Annotated in this window: 21 protein-coding genes; 14 read left to right on the forward strand and 7 right to left on the reverse strand. The window is 62.0% G+C overall.

Annotated features, from left to right (window positions below):
* The first annotated feature begins 26 nt into the window (after positions 1-26).
* The 8 genes from R3O64_RS01860 (at position 27) to R3O64_RS01895 (ending at position 8,878) form a co-directional block, all read left to right on the forward strand.
* Complete coding sequence (locus R3O64_RS01860) at positions 27-1,451, forward strand: ABC transporter ATP-binding protein (RefSeq protein WP_339017530.1); 1,425 nt, start codon at positions 27-29, stop codon at positions 1,449-1,451.
* Positions 1,452-1,470: 19 nt separating this feature from the next.
* Positions 1,471-2,220 carry an energy-coupling factor transporter transmembrane component T gene (locus tag R3O64_RS01865; RefSeq protein ID WP_339017531.1) on the forward strand — a complete coding sequence of 250 codons (750 nt, stop codon included), beginning with the start codon at positions 1,471-1,473 and terminating at the stop codon, positions 2,218-2,220.
* A gap of 55 nt (positions 2,221-2,275) precedes the next feature.
* Positions 2,276-2,878, forward strand: coding sequence for an isopentenyl transferase family protein (locus R3O64_RS01870; RefSeq protein WP_339017179.1), 603 nt, complete (start codon positions 2,276-2,278; stop codon positions 2,876-2,878).
* A gap of 245 nt (positions 2,879-3,123) precedes the next feature.
* Positions 3,124-3,495 (forward strand): 30S ribosomal protein S12, encoded by a 372-nt coding sequence (rpsL, locus tag R3O64_RS01875; RefSeq protein ID WP_005286791.1) that lies wholly within the window; start codon positions 3,124-3,126, stop codon positions 3,493-3,495.
* A gap of 6 nt (positions 3,496-3,501) precedes the next feature.
* Entirely contained in the window at positions 3,502-3,969 is a 468-nt protein-coding gene (rpsG, locus tag R3O64_RS01880) for a 30S ribosomal protein S7 (protein ID WP_070521784.1), read from the forward strand.
* 310 nt (positions 3,970-4,279) lie between these two features.
* On the forward strand, positions 4,280-6,409 hold the full coding sequence (gene fusA, locus R3O64_RS01885; protein WP_070530489.1) for an elongation factor G: 2,130 nt from the start codon (positions 4,280-4,282) through the stop codon (positions 6,407-6,409).
* A gap of 366 nt (positions 6,410-6,775) precedes the next feature.
* Positions 6,776-7,966, forward strand: a complete 1,191-nt coding sequence (tuf, locus tag R3O64_RS01890) for an elongation factor Tu (protein ID WP_070521778.1) — start codon at positions 6,776-6,778, stop codon at positions 7,964-7,966.
* A 108-nt stretch (positions 7,967-8,074) separates the two neighbouring features.
* A complete protein-coding gene (locus R3O64_RS01895; protein ID WP_339017180.1) occupies positions 8,075-8,878 on the forward strand; it encodes a hypothetical protein in 804 nt (267 codons plus the stop codon).
* Between the two features lie 240 nt (positions 8,879-9,118).
* Here the strand turns inward: R3O64_RS01895 and R3O64_RS01900 are convergent, their stop codons facing one another.
* The 7 genes from R3O64_RS01900 to R3O64_RS01930 form a co-directional block, all read right to left on the reverse strand.
* Positions 9,119-10,216 (reverse strand): HNH endonuclease signature motif containing protein, encoded by a 1,098-nt coding sequence (locus R3O64_RS01900; protein ID WP_339017181.1) that lies wholly within the window; start codon positions 10,214-10,216, stop codon positions 9,119-9,121.
* Positions 10,217-10,344: 128 nt separating this feature from the next.
* A complete protein-coding gene (locus R3O64_RS01905; RefSeq protein ID WP_070521772.1) occupies positions 10,345-10,905 on the reverse strand; it encodes a hypothetical protein in 561 nt (186 codons plus the stop codon).
* Positions 10,898-11,473, reverse strand: a complete 576-nt coding sequence (locus R3O64_RS01910) for a DUF6286 domain-containing protein (RefSeq protein WP_339017182.1) — start codon at positions 11,471-11,473, stop codon at positions 10,898-10,900. Before R3O64_RS01910 ends, R3O64_RS01905 begins: the two co-directional genes overlap by 8 nt.
* The gene (locus R3O64_RS01915; protein WP_101735812.1) at positions 11,466-12,368 is read right to left on the reverse strand and encodes an Asp23/Gls24 family envelope stress response protein; all 903 of its coding nucleotides are present in this window, start codon (positions 12,366-12,368) and stop codon (positions 11,466-11,468) included. The genes R3O64_RS01910 and R3O64_RS01915 overlap by 8 nt, the downstream gene beginning before the upstream one ends.
* Positions 12,368-12,562, reverse strand: coding sequence for a hypothetical protein (locus R3O64_RS01920; RefSeq protein ID WP_010189668.1), 195 nt, complete (start codon positions 12,560-12,562; stop codon positions 12,368-12,370). The genes R3O64_RS01915 and R3O64_RS01920 overlap by 1 nt, the downstream gene beginning before the upstream one ends.
* A gap of 31 nt (positions 12,563-12,593) precedes the next feature.
* Positions 12,594-12,848, reverse strand: coding sequence for a hypothetical protein (locus R3O64_RS01925; protein WP_246816518.1), 255 nt, complete (start codon positions 12,846-12,848; stop codon positions 12,594-12,596).
* A gap of 52 nt (positions 12,849-12,900) precedes the next feature.
* On the reverse strand, positions 12,901-13,398 hold the full coding sequence (locus tag R3O64_RS01930) for an Asp23/Gls24 family envelope stress response protein (RefSeq protein ID WP_070521759.1): 498 nt from the start codon (positions 13,396-13,398) through the stop codon (positions 12,901-12,903).
* A 639-nt stretch (positions 13,399-14,037) separates the two neighbouring features.
* Between R3O64_RS01930 and rpsJ the strand changes: the two genes are divergently transcribed.
* The 6 genes from rpsJ to rpsS are packed head-to-tail and all read left to right on the forward strand — an operon-like array spanning position 14,038 to position 17,160.
* Positions 14,038-14,343 carry a 30S ribosomal protein S10 gene (gene rpsJ / locus R3O64_RS01935; RefSeq protein ID WP_003848085.1) on the forward strand — a complete coding sequence of 102 codons (306 nt, stop codon included), beginning with the start codon at positions 14,038-14,040 and terminating at the stop codon, positions 14,341-14,343.
* 35 nt (positions 14,344-14,378) lie between these two features.
* Complete coding sequence (gene rplC, locus R3O64_RS01940; protein WP_070521756.1) at positions 14,379-15,035, forward strand: 50S ribosomal protein L3; 657 nt, start codon at positions 14,379-14,381, stop codon at positions 15,033-15,035.
* Complete coding sequence (rplD, locus tag R3O64_RS01945; RefSeq protein WP_010189650.1) at positions 15,032-15,694, forward strand: 50S ribosomal protein L4; 663 nt, start codon at positions 15,032-15,034, stop codon at positions 15,692-15,694. Before rplC ends, rplD begins: the two co-directional genes overlap by 4 nt.
* Positions 15,694-15,996, forward strand: a complete 303-nt coding sequence (rplW, locus tag R3O64_RS01950) for a 50S ribosomal protein L23 (RefSeq protein WP_070521753.1) — start codon at positions 15,694-15,696, stop codon at positions 15,994-15,996. Before rplD ends, rplW begins: the two co-directional genes overlap by 1 nt.
* Positions 15,997-16,031: 35 nt before the next feature.
* Complete coding sequence (rplB, locus tag R3O64_RS01955; protein ID WP_339017184.1) at positions 16,032-16,868, forward strand: 50S ribosomal protein L2; 837 nt, start codon at positions 16,032-16,034, stop codon at positions 16,866-16,868.
* A gap of 13 nt (positions 16,869-16,881) precedes the next feature.
* Complete coding sequence (rpsS, locus tag R3O64_RS01960) at positions 16,882-17,160, forward strand: 30S ribosomal protein S19 (RefSeq protein WP_010189646.1); 279 nt, start codon at positions 16,882-16,884, stop codon at positions 17,158-17,160.
* Positions 17,161-17,162: the final 2 nt, after the last annotated feature.

Below are 17,162 nucleotides of genomic sequence, written 5' to 3' on the forward strand. Positions count from 1 at the left end.
GCGGCGGTGCGGGTGTGCCAGGAGGTATGTCAACGGGGGCAACCAAACTTGTCGCCCGCGGCTATGGCTGGACGCATGCGGGTAGGCGTGCGCCGGCGCTGGCGGATATCGACCTTGTGGTTGAGCCGGGGGAGAAGGTGCTGCTGTGTGGTGATTCCGGTTCAGGAAAGTCCACGCTGCTCGCGGCCATAGCGGGTGTGCTCGGCGGGGATGATGAAGGTACGCGAGTCGGCGAGATTTTGTTGGAGGATGCGTCCGGTTATGTGGAGCCGCCAGGGCGCACGATCCCGGTGGGGCTGGTGCTGCAGGACCCAGACTCGCAGGTCATTGCTGCACGCGTTGGTGATGACGTGGCCTTTGGCTGCGAGAATCTGGCTTATCCGCGTCCTGAGATTTGGCAGCGGGTGTCTGCGGCGCTATCGATGGTGGGTCCTGATGTTGACTTGTCGTTCCCCACGGAGCGTCTCTCCGGAGGGCAGAAGCAGCGCCTAGCTTTAGCTGGTGTTATTGCGATGGGGGCGGGCATGGTGCTGCTCGATGAACCCACTGCGAACCTCGACCCAGAAGGCGCGCTGGAAGTCATCGAGGCGGTGTCCACCATGGTGGAGCGCACCGGCGCGACTCTCATCGTGGTCGAGCATCAACACGCGGCGTGGGAAGGGGTACTCGACCGCGCGATTGAGCTCAAGGACGGGCGCATCGTCGCTGACGGTCCGGTGGATAGCGTTGTCGCTCAGCGTTCGGTGATCGGCCTGCCGCAGGCGCGGGGGGACGGGGAGACGTCGTCAAGCAGCGCTGGGGGAGTGCCGGAATCGGCGGCGTTGTGGAGCACCGACCTGGTGACCCGTTTCGGTCCACCGCGCAGTTTTAGGCTGCCGCGGGGGAAATCCACGGTGATTACTGGGCCGAATGGTGCGGGCAAGACCACGTGGCTGATGACGGTGGCGGGGTTGCTTCCCGCAAAGTCAGGTGAGATTGGTGTGGCAGAGTACGTGAGGCGGGGGCTGAAGGGCTCGCCGCTGACGTGGAAGTCACGGGACCTGGCGGACCGCATTGGGTTCGTCTTCCAGAACCCCGAGCACCAGTTCGTCGCCCGCACCGTGGCGGAGGAACTGCGCGTGGCACCCCGGGTCATGCGCCGCGAGGTGCCAGAGAAGCGGATTGATCAGCTCGTGGAGTCGTTGCGCCTGGGGCATGTGCTCAACGCCAACCCGTTTACGCTGTCCGGAGGGGAGAAGCGCAGGCTGTCCGTGGCCACGGCGTTGGTCACGGCGCCGGAGGTGCTTCTTCTTGATGAGCCCACCTTCGGCCAAGACCCCCACACCTTCACCGAGCTGGTGTGGTTGCTGCGGCGCATGGCGGATGAGGGGACGACGATTGCCTCGGTGACCCATGATCCGTTGTTCATTTCTGCGTTGGGTGACCACCGAGTGGAGGTGAGCCGTGGCTAGTACAGATCTTTTGCACCGGATGAATCCGCTAACGCGCATCTTCCTGATGTTCGTGTGGGTTACGCCCTTGTTGCTCTCCGTGGATTGGGTCTCCGCGGCCGTGTCCTTGGGAATGACGTTGCTCTTCGCGCCGCTGTGTGGGGTGTCGTGGACGCGGTTGTTTAAGGCAGGGTGGTTCCTCTTTCTTATTGCGCCGCTGTCGGGAATCTCGATGCTGCTCTACGGGGAGCCCGGCGGGCGGGAGTACTTCAGCTGGTGGCTGATGACGGTCACGGATAACTCGCTGGAGCTGGCCCTCGCCATCACCTTGCGTGTGCTGGCGGTGGCGTTGCCCATGGTGGTGTTGGCGCGGGATATTGACCCGACAGAGCTTGGCGACGCCCTCTCCCAAATCCTCAAGCTACCCTCCCGGTTTGTCATTGGGGCGGTGGCCGGGGTGCGCATGATGACGCTGTTCAAATCCGACTGGCAGTACCTCGCCATGGCGCGGCGTGCGCGTGGGCTGAGCGACGAAGGCCGCATCAAGCACCTCATCACCATGTCCTTCGGGTTGTTGGTGCTAGCCCTGCGCCGCGGAGGCAAGCTGGCCACGGCGATGGAGGCGCGCGGGTTTGGCCGCACCCCGCCGGGCGGTGGCCAGCGCACGTGGGCGCGGCCCTCCCGTCTAGTCGTGCGGGACTGGCTGGCCATGGCGGTGGGAGCGGGCCTCGCGGCGCTTCCGGTGGTAGTTTCGGTTCTCAGTGGGTCCTGGAGATTCTTCGGACTCTAGGACGAACTCTCGCAACGCTGCACGCTAGACGTACCCAGAAGTGGTGAAAGAACACATGCAGGACACGGACCGCACGGACCATCGGGAAGGCGGTAAGGACACTGCCCAAACTCATGCCGCGGAGATGGACAGGCTCTTAAACGATGTGCTGTCACTCGCGGCAGCGCGCAAGCGCCCGATGCGCCCGGTCACCGTGCTTATCGACGGCCCCTCCGGCGCCGGCAAGACCTGGACCGCTGCGGCCCTGGCGGAGCGTACTGGGTGGCGGGTAGTCCACCTGGACGAGTTCTACCCCGGCTGGCACGGGTTGGAAGAAGGCTCCGCCATGGTGGCGGAGCAAGTGCTGCGCGAGAATAACCCGGGGTATTGGCGTTGGGATTGGGAGGCCAACGCGCCGAAGGATTGGGCCAGCTTGGATGAGCGCGATGATCTGATCGTCGAGGGCGTGGGTTCAGTCACGGAGGCCACCGTGGACGTCGCCAAGCAGCGTGGCTGCGTGGTGACCGTGCGCATCGACGGCCCCCGCGAGAAGCGCCGCGAGCGCGCCCTTGAGCGTGACCCCGGGTATGAAGAGTGGTTCGAAACGTGGGAGCGGCAGGAAAAAGAGCACTTTGCCGAGCGCGCAGTAGACGCGGACCTGACCTGGGAGTGGCGCTAGTTCGCGCCGGCTGCTGAAGCAACTGGAGGAGCCACAAGCCGGATTTGGGCAGATCAGCGCGCTGGTGGTAGTCTGTCCAAGGTTTCATCTTTATGGATGAAAAGTCTGATCGACATCTCAGCCGGCATCTGGTTGAGAAGCGTTCTGGACATGCGGTAGGGCCCCGGAGAAGAGCCCCTATTTTTGCATGTTTGGGCGAGTCAAGCGGTCAGTTCAAGCCGAAGTCATAGAGAAAGACTAGATTTATGCCAACTATTCAGCAGCTGGTCCGCAAGGGCCGCCACGACAAGAAGGCCAAGGTTGCTACGGCCGCCCTGAAGGGCTCCCCGCAGCGCCGTGGCGTGTGCACCCGCGTGTACACCACCACCCCGAAGAAGCCGAACTCGGCTCTGCGTAAGGTTGCCCGTGTGCGCCTGACCTCCGGTATCGAGGTTTCCGCCTACATTCCGGGCGAGGGCCACAACCTGCAGGAGCACTCCATGGTGCTCGTCCGCGGTGGTCGTGTGAAGGACCTCCCGGGTGTTCGCTACAAGATTATCCGCGGCGCACTGGATACCCAGGGCGTGAAGGACCGTAAGCAGGCTCGTTCCCGCTACGGCGCAAAGAAGGGACAGTAATCAACAATGCGTAAGAATGCTGCACCGAAGCGTCCTGTAGTTAAGGACCCGGTTTACAACTCCGAGCAGGTCACCATGCTCGTCAACAAGATCCTCCAGGACGGCAAGAAGTCCACCGCTGAGCGCATCGTCTACGGTGCTCTCGAGGCTTGCCGCGAGAAGACCGGCACCGATCCGGTCGGCACCCTGGAGAAGGCCCTGGGCAACATCCGCCCGGACCTCGAGGTTCGCTCCCGCCGTGTTGGTGGCGCTACCTACCAGGTTCCGGTTGAGGTTAAGCCCGCCCGTTCCAACACCCTGGCTCTGCGTTGGCTGGTGACCTTCACCCGCCAGCGTCGTGAGAACACCATGATCGAGCGCCTCGCAAACGAGATTCTCGATGCATCCAACGGCCTGGGCGCTTCCGTTAAGCGTCGTGAGGATACTCACAAGATGGCTGAGGCCAACCGCGCCTTCGCCCACTACCGCTGGTAATACCTGCGGTATAACCCGCCACACGGCATTATGGCTCGAACAGCGATATCATCGTTTACCTGCGCTGACAGTGCGTGCACGCGCTCCCTTCGGCGGAGCAGCGCACGCTAGTCGGTGCGGAATCTAAACCTTAATAGCGTTGTTCGGGCCATTTTTTATGGCGTAGGGCTTAAAGCCCTGCGACCTCACGCTGACGCGAAAGCCCGGACGTGGCAAAATAGACCAAGACCTATCCATGAAGACGTCATTCTATGTGAGTCGGTCACAAGCTGGCTCGGGCGTCGACGACAATTAAGTTGGGGTATTTACTGTGGCACAACAAGTGCTTAAGGACCTGAACAAGGTCCGCAACATCGGCATCATGGCTCACATCGATGCTGGTAAGACCACTACGACTGAGCGTATTCTCTTCTACACCGGCATCAACCGTAAGGTCGGCGAGACCCACGACGGTGCTTCCACCACCGACTGGATGGAGCAGGAGAAGGAGCGCGGCATCACCATTACGTCCGCCGCCGTTACCTGTTTCTGGAAGAACAACCAGATCAACATCATCGACACCCCGGGCCACGTTGACTTCACCGTTGAGGTTGAGCGCTCCCTGCGTGTTCTCGATGGTGCTGTTGCCGTCTTCGACGGTAAGGAAGGCGTCGAGCCGCAGTCCGAGCAGGTGTGGCGTCAGGCCGCTAAGTACGACGTTCCGCGTATCTGCTTCGTCAACAAGATGGACAAGATGGGTGCGGACTTCTACTTCACCGTCCAGACCATCATCGACCGCCTCGGCGCTAAGCCGTTGGTTCTGCAGCTGCCGATCGGCGCTGAGGATGACTTCGACGGCGTCGTCGACCTCATCGACATGCAGGCCGTCACCTGGCGCGGCAAGGTTGAGACCGGCGCCGAGCCCACCATCGAGGAGATCCCGGCCGACCTGCAGGAGAAGGCCGAGGAGTACCGCGAGAAGCTGCTCGAGGCCGTTGCTGAGTCCGACGAGGCCCTCATGGAGAAGTACTTCGGTGGCGAGGAACTGACCAAGGAAGAAATCCAGACCGCCATCCGCAAGATGACCGTCGCCTCTGAGATTTACCCGGTCCTGTGTGGTACCGCTTACCGCAACAAGGGCATCCAGCCGCTTCTCGACGCCGTCGTGGCATACCTCCCGAACCCGCTCGACGTCGGTGAGATCACCGGCCACGCTGTGGGCAACGAGGATGAGGTCATCACCCGTAAGCCGTCCGTGGAGTCCCCGTTCTCCGCACTGGCCTTCAAGATTGCTGCTCACCCGTTCTTCGGTCAGCTGACCTTCACCCGCGTGTACTCCGGTCAGGTTCTGCCGGGCACCGAGGTTATGAACTCCACCAAGGGTAAGAAGGAGCGCATCGGCAAGCTGTTCCAGATGCACGCCAACAAGGAGAACCCGGTGGAGCAGGCGGATGCCGGCAACATCTACGCCGTCATTGGTCTGAAGGAAACCACCACCGGTGACACCCTGTGTGACAAGGACAACCAGATCATCCTGGAGTCCATGGACTTCCCGGACCCGGTTATCAAGGTCTCCATCGAGCCGAAGACCAAGGCCGACCAGGAGAAGCTGGGTACCGCTATTCAGAAGCTGGCTGCCGAGGACCCGACCTTCACCGTCGAGCTCGACGAAGAGACCGGCCAGACCGTTATCGGCGGTATGGGCGAGCTCCACCTCGACGTCCTGGTGGACCGCATGAAGCGCGAGTTCAAGGTTGAGGCAAACATCGGTAACCCGCAGGTTGCCTACCGCGAGACCATCCGCAAGAAGGTCGAGTCCCTGGACTACACCCACAAGAAGCAGACTGGTGGTTCCGGTCAGTTCGCAAAGGTCATCGTCACCATCGAGCCTTACAACCCGGATCCGGAAGAGCTGGAAGAGGGCGAGTCCGCAACCTACAAGTTCGAGAACGCCGTCACCGGTGGCCGCGTTCCGAAGGAGTACATCCCGTCCGTCGACGCTGGTATCCAGGACGCTATGCAGTACGGCTTCGTCGCTGGCTTCCCGCTGGTGAACATCAAGGCCACCCTTGAGGACGGCGCTTACCACGACGTCGACTCCTCTGAGATGGCCTTCAAGCTGGCCGGTTCTCAGGTCCTCAAGGAGGCCGTCGCCAAGGCAAAGCCGGTTCTGCTCGAGCCGATCATGGCCGTTGAGGTCGTGACCCCGGAGGAGTACATGGGCACCGTCAACGGTGACATCTCCTCCCGTCGTGGCCAGGTCTTCGCCATGGAGGATCGCTCCGGTGCGAAGGTGGTTAAGGCTAAGGTTCCGCTGTCCGAGATGTTCGGCTACATCGGTGACCTGCGTTCTTCCACCGCAGGCCGTGCAAACTTCACCATGGTCTTCGATTCCTACGCTGAGGTTCCGTCCTCCGTGGCACAGGCCATCATCGAGGAGCGCACCGGCGCCAAGGCCTAAGGTTTAAGGGGGTCCGATGGACTCCCTGCCTTGTGGGGCTGGTAGTCTTCGCCAGTAGGCACCAGCCCCAGCGCTGGGGAGGTAGCGGTCCGCTGAGTGCGTAAACATTTTGCGCGTTGAGCCGGCCGTTACCCTCCCAGGATCCTTTAAATTGATTCTTGTCGAGGGTCAACGTCCGCACCTGATGGGCGGGGTTACCTCCTATTTGGGCAGTTTGAAAAAACTGCGGCATAAATCTAGGATCGTGTAACTGGCACGTAAGAAAGCGTCATTAGCGCTTATGAGCTTCGGCTCGAAGTGCCAATGGCAATACAAACCACGTGGCTGCGAAATACGTAGCCGCCATAGAGTCCAGGAGGACAAACAGTGGCAAAGGAGAAGTTCGAGCGTACGAAGCCGCATGTGAACATCGGCACCATCGGACACGTCGACCACGGCAAGACCACCACCACCGCAGCGATCACCAAGGTTCTGGCTGACGCTTACCCGGAGGAGAACACCGCTTTCGCCTTCGACATGATCGACAAGGCTCCTGAGGAGAAGGAGCGCGGTATTACCATCAACATCTCCCACGTTGAGTACTCCACCCCGAAGCGCCACTACGCACACGTGGACGCCCCGGGCCACGCCGACTACATCAAGAACATGATTACCGGCGCTGCTCAGATGGACGGTGCCATCCTGGTTGTTGCTGCAACCGATGGCCCGATGCCGCAGACCCGTGAGCACGTGCTCCTCGCTCGCCAGGTTGGCGTTCCGTACATCCTCGTTGCACTGAACAAGTGCGACATGGTTGACGATGAGGAAATCATCGAGCTCGTCGAGATGGAGATCCGCGAGCTGCTCGCCGAGCAGGACTACGACGAGGAAGCTCCGATCGTTCACATCTCCGCTCTCAAGGCTCTCGAGGGTGACGAGAAGTGGGCACAGTCCATCGTTGACCTGATGCAGGCTTGCGATGACTCCATCCCGGATCCGGAGCGCGAGCTGGACAAGCCGTTCCTGATGCCGATCGAGGACATCTTCACCATTACCGGCCGCGGTACCGTTGTTACCGGCCGTGTTGAGCGTGGTTCCCTGAACGTCAACGAGGACGTTGAGATCATCGGTATCCGCGACAAGGCTACCTCCACCACCGTTACCGGTATCGAGATGTTCCGCAAGATGATGGACTACACCGAGGCTGGCGACAACTGTGGTCTGCTTCTGCGTGGTACCAAGCGTGAGGACGTCGAGCGTGGCCAGGTTGTCATCAAGCCGGGCGCTTACACCCCGCACACCAAGTTCGAGGGTTCCGTCTACGTCCTGAAGAAGGAAGAGGGCGGCCGCCACACCCCGTTCATGGACAACTACCGTCCGCAGTTCTACTTCCGCACCACCGACGTTACCGGCGTCATCAAGCTGCCTGAGGGCACCGAGATGGTTATGCCGGGCGACAACGTTGAGATGTCCGTAGAGCTCATCCAGCCGGTCGCTATGGACGAGGGCCTGCGCTTCGCTATCCGCGAGGGCTCCCGCACCGTCGGCGCTGGCCGCGTTACCAAGATCCTCGACTAATTCTCGCTAGGGCCTAAGGCCCTTCCTGATTAGCAGGTCTGAAAGCCGCTCAATCCCTGTTGGGGTTGGGCGGCTTTGGTGATCGCGGGCCGACTAGGCTTAGGAGTCATGTTTGACCCAACCCGCATTGACCGCACCCTCGCCGCCTTGCGCGCTGCGTGGGAAGGCCAGCCGGATCTTCCCCTGGGAACCCTGTTCGGCATGCTGGCGGCTGAAGGGTACGGCTGGGGCGTGCCTGACGACGACCTCACGGCCCGCTTGGAATCCATGGCTGCCGTCCACCCACCGCTTGTGCCTCTCGACGCCAACCTCGTCACCGAAGGCCTCTGGCTCGTCATCACGCCGTCTCACCGGGTGACGTTGGCTCCTCAGGCGCCTACCGCATCCACCTCGACGCAGCCGTCCACCGCACCAGCCCCGACTCAACACCGGGCGAACATCGAGCCCACTTCTCCGTCCGATTGCGTGGCGGTTGTGCGCCCGGTCTCTAAGGATGGCCAGTGTGGGCAGCCGGTGGCGTGGCGGGTTTCCGCGCTGCGCCCTGTCGGTCCAGGCCGGCCGCTCGTTATAACTGATGCCGAGGGCTTTGAGCACCGCTTCGGTGTTGTCGAGTCCGTCACCCGCCTGCGCGAGGACCATCGAGCCCTTTCAGGCCTCAAGCGCCGCAGCGTGGGGGACCGCGTGTGGTTCATCCGCACTGACGCGGAAACAATCCTCCTCGACCACGGCCTGCACATCATCGAGCGCAAGAATCGAGAGCTTGTCCGTACCGATTTCTCATGGCACCGCATCGAGGAGGGGGAAGTCGGAAAACCTTTCCGTGTCCACCTCTCACGCGGCACCATGCACACGTTCGGCACCATAAAGGAACTCATCCTCGCGGAGTCTGAGCCGTGGAGCTCCTCCGAGTAATCCGCGTGTGTGGGCGTCTTGACATTGACCGCGACTAGGGATCACCGATGTGCCCGTTAGCCTTTATCCGGTTGGCGGGTTTGGCCCTTTAAGGGCTTAACTCCCGGCGGGAAGCGCGTGACTTGTGCTCAAGGATCGCCGATATGCCCGCGTGCCTTGATGTGGTCCGCGGGTGGCAGTGTTGTCACTGGTGGTTAGCTGTTTCCTTTCTGCCGTTGCTGCGTGTGGTGGCTGTGGGCGTTAACTGCTGTCGGGTGGTTCCTCTGGTGGCTGCCCTGCTTGTTCGGTGTTGAGTCTGGCTAGTGCTTCTTGGTATTCGGGCATTGCGGTGATTGGTGTGCCCCAGGGCGGGATGAAGCTGACCCCGGTGTGGAGGCGGTACATGTAGCCACGTCCGGTAGGCCTTTGCGGGTCATCATCATTGATGCCGTTGTGGTAGGCGCACAAGAACGTCAGGTTCTTGATGTTGGTGTAGCCTCCTGCCTGCCAGGGGATGAGGTGATGCACTTGGCAGTAATCAGCGGGCTTATTGCAGCCTGGTCTAGAACACGTGTGGAATTCAGCATGCAGGGTAAGGCGTTGTTTGAAGTTTGCCCCTCGTGATAGCCGCCAGGTGTCGATGGGTCCTTCAATGGGGTGCACGATGGTGGCATACCCTATTTCGGCAAACTTGTGGGTGAGGAATTCCGCCCCGGTCATTCGCCCGCCGTTAGTGAGGTTGAGTTCGATCTCGTCGCCGTCGCCGTTGATGATCTGGTCCAACTCGTTCAGGGTGACGATGACTTGGGTACGCACCGCAGGCTTGGAACCGGTGCTTTCTTTGAAGAAGACGTCGTTGGCGGCTTGAAGCAGGTCGGTGGTGTTGGTGGATTCGAGGACGCCGCGCATGTTGGCAATCGTGGTGGCATCGTCAGTAATGGAGAGTGTGTTGGGGCCTTGTTCCCGGTAGGTGATGCGTACGCCTGGTTTGGCTATGCGTTTAGAGCGTAGTTCTTTCAGGTGTGTGGCGGCGACGGTGGGGATACGGTGTGCGGGTGTGGCGGCGAGTTTGACTCGCAGGTTCCAGGCGTCGAGGGTTTTCTTCACCTTTGCGGTGTAGGACTCGATGAGGGTGAGGGTGCCGAGGCTGTGGCGTTGGGTGAGCGCTGCGTGGCGGGCTTTGCGTTGCTTGCCGCTAAAGCGGGTGGGGCCGAAATAAACCTGGTGTAGGCCTGCAAGTTCGGCGGCATCGGAAGCAGAAGCACCGAGCGCGCGGAGCTCATCGGGTGAGCCAGGAATGTTTTCCACCAGCGCAATCCCCGAATTGCGTAGGCGGATGTAGGTTTCAATATCCCCCATGAGCACAGAGACTAAAACAGCACCGTGGGCCCCGCAACCGGAAGAAGAAACTACCTGGTCGCGGGTAGCGGAGGGATAAGAAAAGCCCCTCAGGTGAGGGGCTTAAAGGCGCAACGCGTGCGCTGCGCTTAGGCTGACTGGACCTTCGTGAAGTGGACCTTGTACCGCGTATCCACATCCATGCCGGGAAACGCAGCGCGGAAGTCACTGTCATTGACCTCAATGGCGTCCTTGATACGCAGTAAGGGTGTATCAGGATCCGCCAACACCTCATACTGCAGCGTCGGCCGCGAGCGGTCGTAGGCCACGAGCCGCGAAACCTTCTCAACGCCTTCTACCGCCGCGAGGGTATCCGCCACCGCACCCGCAATCGCAGACATCTCCGTTTTAATCGCGCCTTCCTCATCGGAGGCATCCGAGGGCACCGCGTTAAACCGATGGTGCCGCAGGTTGCTAATGACGAGCCACAGGCCGGCGAGGCTGCAGATGATCGTCGCCAAGCACAGCGCATACGGCCACCATGACTGTTCCGGCAAACCAGCCCACGTATCGTGGTCCACCCAGGACGCCAAATATGTGGCGAAGGGGACCTCGAAGTGTATAAGAATCGGCCACGCGCCCAATGCTATGAGCAGGAGCCCCAAGACAGCGAGAATCGTGCGGTCTATACCCGCGAGCGTCTTAGACATTGGCAACCTCCTCATCATTTTCAATCACCACGGTGATGTCTGGGGGCGGGGTAATCGCCGCAAGCGCCGCCGTTACGGCTTCAGTGACGCGGGCCTTGAGCTGGGCGTCGTCAGTATCGCCCGTCGCGGTCACCGTGATCTGAGAGCGGCCTTGTGAAATCTTCGCCCGACTCCGCGCCGCCACAGTTCCCGGCACCCGCCGCGCCGTCGCCGACGCCACGCGGGCAATATCCACCGCGCGCAGCCACATCGACGCGTCCTCAGACCCAATTTGCACGTGCATTGCCTTCCGCGGCGCGCACGCCGCCCACAGCAGAATCAACCCGACGACGATGGCGACGCCCCCGGCGACCAGCATCCAGGTGGCGACAGTCGGCGTGGACATCACGTCGATGAATGGCTGTAGCCACGAGACACCGCCCTCCTTGGCACCCACGACCCAGGCTTCGTGCCCCGCGACGACGGCCGCGGCGAGCAGCAGAATGCCGACGATGATGGTCCACCCGCGCGCCGGCGGGGATGCCTTCGGGCGCTGGCCAAAGCCAACGGGAAGGGAGCTCTCACTCATGATGGACTCCTTCGCGGATAGTGATGGCACGCAGCGGCGTCGGCCGTGGAATGTCGACCCGGCGTGTGAACTCGGCGGAAGGCCGAATCTCAATGGGGCGTAGCTGGAGCGGCTCGGCGTGCGGGGTGCGCAGGGGAGCAGCCTGCGGGACCTGAACCCGCCGCGGCTGGACGGGGCGGGGAGCCTCAACGCGGCGCAGCGCGAATCCCCGCGGAGCCGGTACGGAACGGACGTCCACGGGTGCGGGGGCGGCGACAGCGTGCAGCGGCTGCGGCGGGGCTGTGCGAACGGGGCGAAGCTCGTCGTAGCGGTGCTCGCCGGGGCCGAAACCTTCCGTGCGCACCTCAACGTCCGCCTGCTTGCCGACGCCCCTCACTTTTACCGCCTCCGGCACCGCCACCGCACGGACCGACACCGGTGAAGGAACCGCAACCTGGTGAACCTTTGCGTGCGGTGAGACCTCTACCGGCTTCAGGGCACGTTCCGGAACAATCGCTGGAATCTGCGGGGTTAGCGGCGCGCGGGTGTCGACCGCCAGTGCGGTCGTGCGCTCGCCCGCGACCGCGCCGGCGACCGTCACGTTGACGCGGGTGGTACGAAAGCCCGTGAAATCGCGGACGGCTTCCCGAATCGCCGTGCGGACGGCCTTCGCCACTGCGGTGACGGGGGAGGGCCAGTACACAGCAATGTCGACGTCGACCGCCACCATCTGCGTATCCGGGTCCATCTGCGCCATCACCCGCGGAAAAGCGCGGCCGGCGAGGCCGGCTAACTTAGCGTCGACAGCCGCGGTTCCCGGCACGCTCGCAATGGCGGAGCTAATGACCTTTTCCATCGCACGCAGGGAAAAGCGGGTCCGCCCGGCGAGGGCGACCCCGGTGGAATCGGTGCTCACTAGCCTCGGCCTCTATCCTGGCCGACCACGCCCTTCCACACCGCGGTGAGGTCAATGCGGCCGTCGAAATGCGCGCCGATGACGCCGCCGACCGCGGCGAGCAGCACCGCCAGCGCGACGTACCACACGCCGAGGTAGATGAAAAAGGCCAGAACCAAGCCGGCAATCACGCCGAGGGAGGTGTAGTTCTTCATGGTTTTCCTTTAGTTCTGTGTGTCGGTTCCTCTACACCGCGTCGTCGAAGACAACGTCCACGCGGCGCGCCGCGGGCCAGGTGTTGCGGACGGTGGTGCGGGTGGCGGCACCAAGCTCGGCGAGCGGAACGCCGGCGCTGACATCAACGACGACGTGCAGCTCCAGGTGCGTGTCATCCTGCGGGGTGGGGCGGCGGATGCCGTGTATGCGCTCACCGGGAAACAGGAGCGCGACCTCCCCGAACCGGCCGGGCGAGAGCTTGGCGACGCCCCTCAGATCCGTCACCGCCGCCACTATGGACTGCGCGATGGAGGGGGTCAGCTCGGCAGGGGCCACGTTATGCCTGGCCCTGGGTAACCGCCGGGGCTGACTCGGTGGAATCCTGCTCTTCCTTCGGCAGCTTGACGTCGTGGACGACGACGTCAACGCGGTCCACGCTCAGGCCGGTCATGCGCTCGACCGCATTCATGATGTTGCGGCGGATGGCCTCGGCGAGCTCGTGGATGGCCACGCCGTACTCGGCGATGATGGCGATATCAATGGAAGCGGTGCCGTTGTTCACCTCGACGGTGACGCCCTGGCGCACGTCCTCGGAAGCACCGAAGGATTCGCGGATGGAACCCATCATGCGGGCGCCGCCGCCACCGAGGGCAGCGACACCGGAGACCTCGCGGGCGGCGATTCCGGCGATCTTGGACACGACGACGTCATCGATGCGGGTGGTGCCGAAGTCGGTCTCCAGGTTCTTGTTGCGCTCCGGTGCGGGTGCCGGGGTGGCGTCGCCAGCCTGAGTGTTCTGCTCGGCAACGTCCTTGGGGGTGGTGTTCTCAGCCATGCTCAATCCTTTTCGTTGTGTAGTTGGTACCTACGTCACGAGCTTATCGCCGAATGCAGAACGCGGGGCGGCGAGAAGGAAATCTTTGGCCAAAACGTGATGTTACCCACTGTTTCGGCAGGAGTTTGGAAAACGCGAGGTTACGTGCTTAAATACAGGGGTTGCTTTAACACAGCAACGTAGCCGCAGGCGCAAGTTTGTAGGGCGTTGTTGCTGGTAAGGCGAACATGACACCTTTGTTGTGGAGTTCGTTTCAGAGCTGCACGCGAAGGTCATCCGATCGGGCTAGGTCCGCGCTTGAGCAGAGACACCCCCGAGAAGATGGACCGGAGAAGGGGCATGGCAAATAAACAGCGGCAGTATATGAATAAGACTTTGGTTGCGGATCGATAGTGATCTAACGCCCCAGTCTTCTTCCTATTTACTTTGACTACGGGTCTTGTACCCCGTCACGAGCACTGCACTCTGGGCTTTGCCTTAAGTCACTCTCGTGGTCGTCATGACAGTCAGACAACTGGCGTTGAGCCATGGCTTCCAGCCCGGACAACGTTATAGAGAAATCGAGAAGCAATTTCCCACCGCTTCACGCCCCGGATAGGCCGGGTATGTGAAAGTGGGGAAGCGAGGAAGAGGATAAGCGTGGCGGGACAAAAAATCCGCATTCGGCTGAAGGCCTACGACCACGAGGCCATCGACGCTTCTGCTAAGAAGATCGTCGAGACCGTTACCCGTACGGGTGCTCGTGTTGTCGGCCCGGTGCCGCTCCCAACCGAGAAGAACGTATACGCCGTTATTCGTTCTCCGCACAAGTACAAGGACTCTCGCGAGCACTTCGAGATGCGCACTCACAAGCGCCTCATCGACATTCTCGACCCGACCCCGAAGACCGTTGACGCCCTGATGCGCATCGACCTTCCGGCAAGCGTCGACGTGAATATTCAGTAAGCGATCGACACAACGTATTTGGTGGAGAACAAACAATGAGTGAAAACGAGATCAAGGGAATTCTGGGCACCAAGCTCGGCATGACCCAGGTCTTCGACGAGGAGAACCGCGTTGTGCCGGTGACCGTCGTCGAGGCTGGCCCGTGCGTGGTTACCCAGATCCGTACCAAGGAAACCGATGGCTACAACGCCATCCAGATTGCCTTCGGCGAGAAGGACCCGCGCAAGGCCAACAAGCCGGCCGCTGGTCACTTCAAGAAGGCTGGCGTGACCCCGCGCCGCTACGTCGCTGAGATCCGCATGGACGATACCTCCGCATACGAGGTCGGTCAGGAGGTCAAGGTGGACATCTTCGAGGGCGTGACCTTCGTTGACGTCACCGGCACCACCAAGGGTCACGGCTACGCCGGCGCCATGAAGCGCCACGGCTTCGCAGGCCAGGGCGCTGCCCACGGTAACCAGGCTGCTCACCGCCGCGTTGGTGGCATCGGTGGCGCTTCGTTCCCGGGCCGCGTCTTCAAGGGTAAGCGCATGGCTGGCCGCATGGGCCAGGACCGCGTGACCACCCAGAACCTGAAGATTCAGAAGATTGATGCCGAGTCCAACCTGCTGCTCATCAAGGGTGCTATCCCGGGTGCGCGCGGTGGCCTCGTCACCGTTAAGACCGCAGTGAAGGGCGGTGCACACGCATGAGCAACCTCAAGCTAGACGTCCAGACCGCTGACGGTAAGACCAACGGCACCGTTGAGTTGCCGGCCGAGCTCTTTGACACCGAGGCATCCATTGCTCTGATGCACCAGGTTGTCAACGCACAGCTCGCTGCCGCTCGTCAGGGTACCCACAAGACCAAGACCCGCGGCGAGGTCCGCGGTGGTGGTCGCAAGCCGTTCCGCCAGAAGGGCACCGGCCGCGCCCGCCAGGGTTCCATCCGTGCTCCGCACTACACCGGCGGCGGCACCGTGCATGGCCCGGTCCCGCGTGACTACTCCCAGCGCACCCCGAAGCGCATGATCAAGGCTGCTCTCTACGGCGCACTGTCTGACCGTGCACGTAACGAGCGCATCCACGTCATTGAGGAGCTCGTCCCGGGCCAGACCCCGTCCACCAAGCAGGCCAAGGCCTTCATCGAGCGCCTCACCGACCGCAAGAACGTTCTTCTGGTCATCGGCCGCGAGGACATCAATGCTCGCCGCAGCGCCAACAACCTGCCGAACGTCCAGATCCTGGACGCCGGTCAGCTGAACACCTACGACGTCCTCTACTCGGACGACGTTGTGTTCTCCGTTGAGGCTCTGCACACCTTCGTCGAGCGCGCTACCGGCGCTGCCGAGGAAGCTAAGGAGGAGAAGTAATGGCTAAGCTCGCTAACCCGCGCGACGTCATCATCGCACCGGTTGTGTCCGAGAAGTCCTACGGCCTCATGGAGCAGAACGTGTACACGTTCTACGTCTCCACGGACTCCAACAAGACCCAGATTAAAGATGCCGTCGAGCAGATCTTCGGCGTGCAGGTTGCTTCCGTGAACACCGTGAACCGTGCAGGCAAGCGCAAGCGCACCCGCACCGGTTTCGGTCAGCGTAAGTCCACCAAGCGCGCCTACGTGACGCTCCGTGAAGGCAGCGACTCCATCGACGTCTTCGGCGCAGGCGCTTAAGCCCCACCGAAGAGCCGAAAGGAAAAGGAAGAATTATGGCTATTCGTAAGTACAAGCCGACAACTCCGGGTCGCCGCGCATCCTCCGTGTCCGAGTTCGAGGAAATCACTCGCTCGACCCCGGAGAAGTCCCTGCTGCGCCCGCTGAGCAAGACTGGTGGTCGTAACAACTACGGCCGCATCACCACCCGCCACATCGGCGGTGGACACAAGCGCCGTTACCGTCTCATCGACTTCCGTCGTGCCGACAAGGACGGCATCCCCGCAAAGGTCGCTCACATCGAGTACGACCCGAACCGTACCGCTAACATCGCCCTCCTGCACTACGCAGACGGCGAGAAGCGCTACATCATCGCCCCGAAGGGCCTGAAGCAGGGCGCCATCGTTGAGGCTGGTGCGAACGCAGATATCAAGGTTGGCAACAACCTGCCGCTGCGCAACATCCCGACCGGTACCACCATCCACGCTGTGGAGCTCAAGCCGGGCGCTGGCGCTAAGCTGGCCCGCTCCGCTGGTGCTTCCATCCAGCTGCTGGGTAAGGAGGGCAAGTACGCCATCCTGCGTATGCCGTCCTCCGAGATCCGTCGCGTCGACATCCGTTGCCGCGCCACCGTCGGTGAGGTTGGCAACGCTGACCAGATGAACATCCGCTGGGGCAAGGCCGGCCGTATGCGCTGGAAGGGCGTCCGCCCGACCGTCCGCGGTGTCGTTATGAACCCGGTCGACCACCCACACGGTGGTGGTGAGGGTAAGACCTCGGGTGGTCGCCACCCGGTGTCGCCGTGGGGCCACAAGGAAGGCCGCACCCGCAACCCGAACCGTTACTCGAACAATATGATCGTGCGCCGTCGTCGCCCGAACAAGAAGCGCTAAGAGGAGGTAAACAATGCCACGCAGCCTTAAGAAGGGCCCGTTCGTCGATGAGCACCTCCTCAACAAGGTTGATGCTCAGAACGAGGCCGGCACCAAGCAGGTCATCAAGACCTGGTCTCGCCGCTCCACCATCCTGCCCGATTTCATCGGTCACACCTTCGCCGTCCACGACGGCCGCAAGCATGTGCCGGTGTTCGTCGAGGACTCCATGGTTGGTCACAAGCTCGGTGAGTTCGCACCCACCAAGACCTTTAAGGGTCACGTCAAGGACGACAAGAAGGGACGTCGATAAGC

The sequence above is a fragment of the Corynebacterium hesseae genome (genome assembly GCF_037850265.1).
Taxonomy (GTDB): domain Bacteria; phylum Actinomycetota; class Actinomycetes; order Mycobacteriales; family Mycobacteriaceae; genus Corynebacterium; species Corynebacterium hesseae.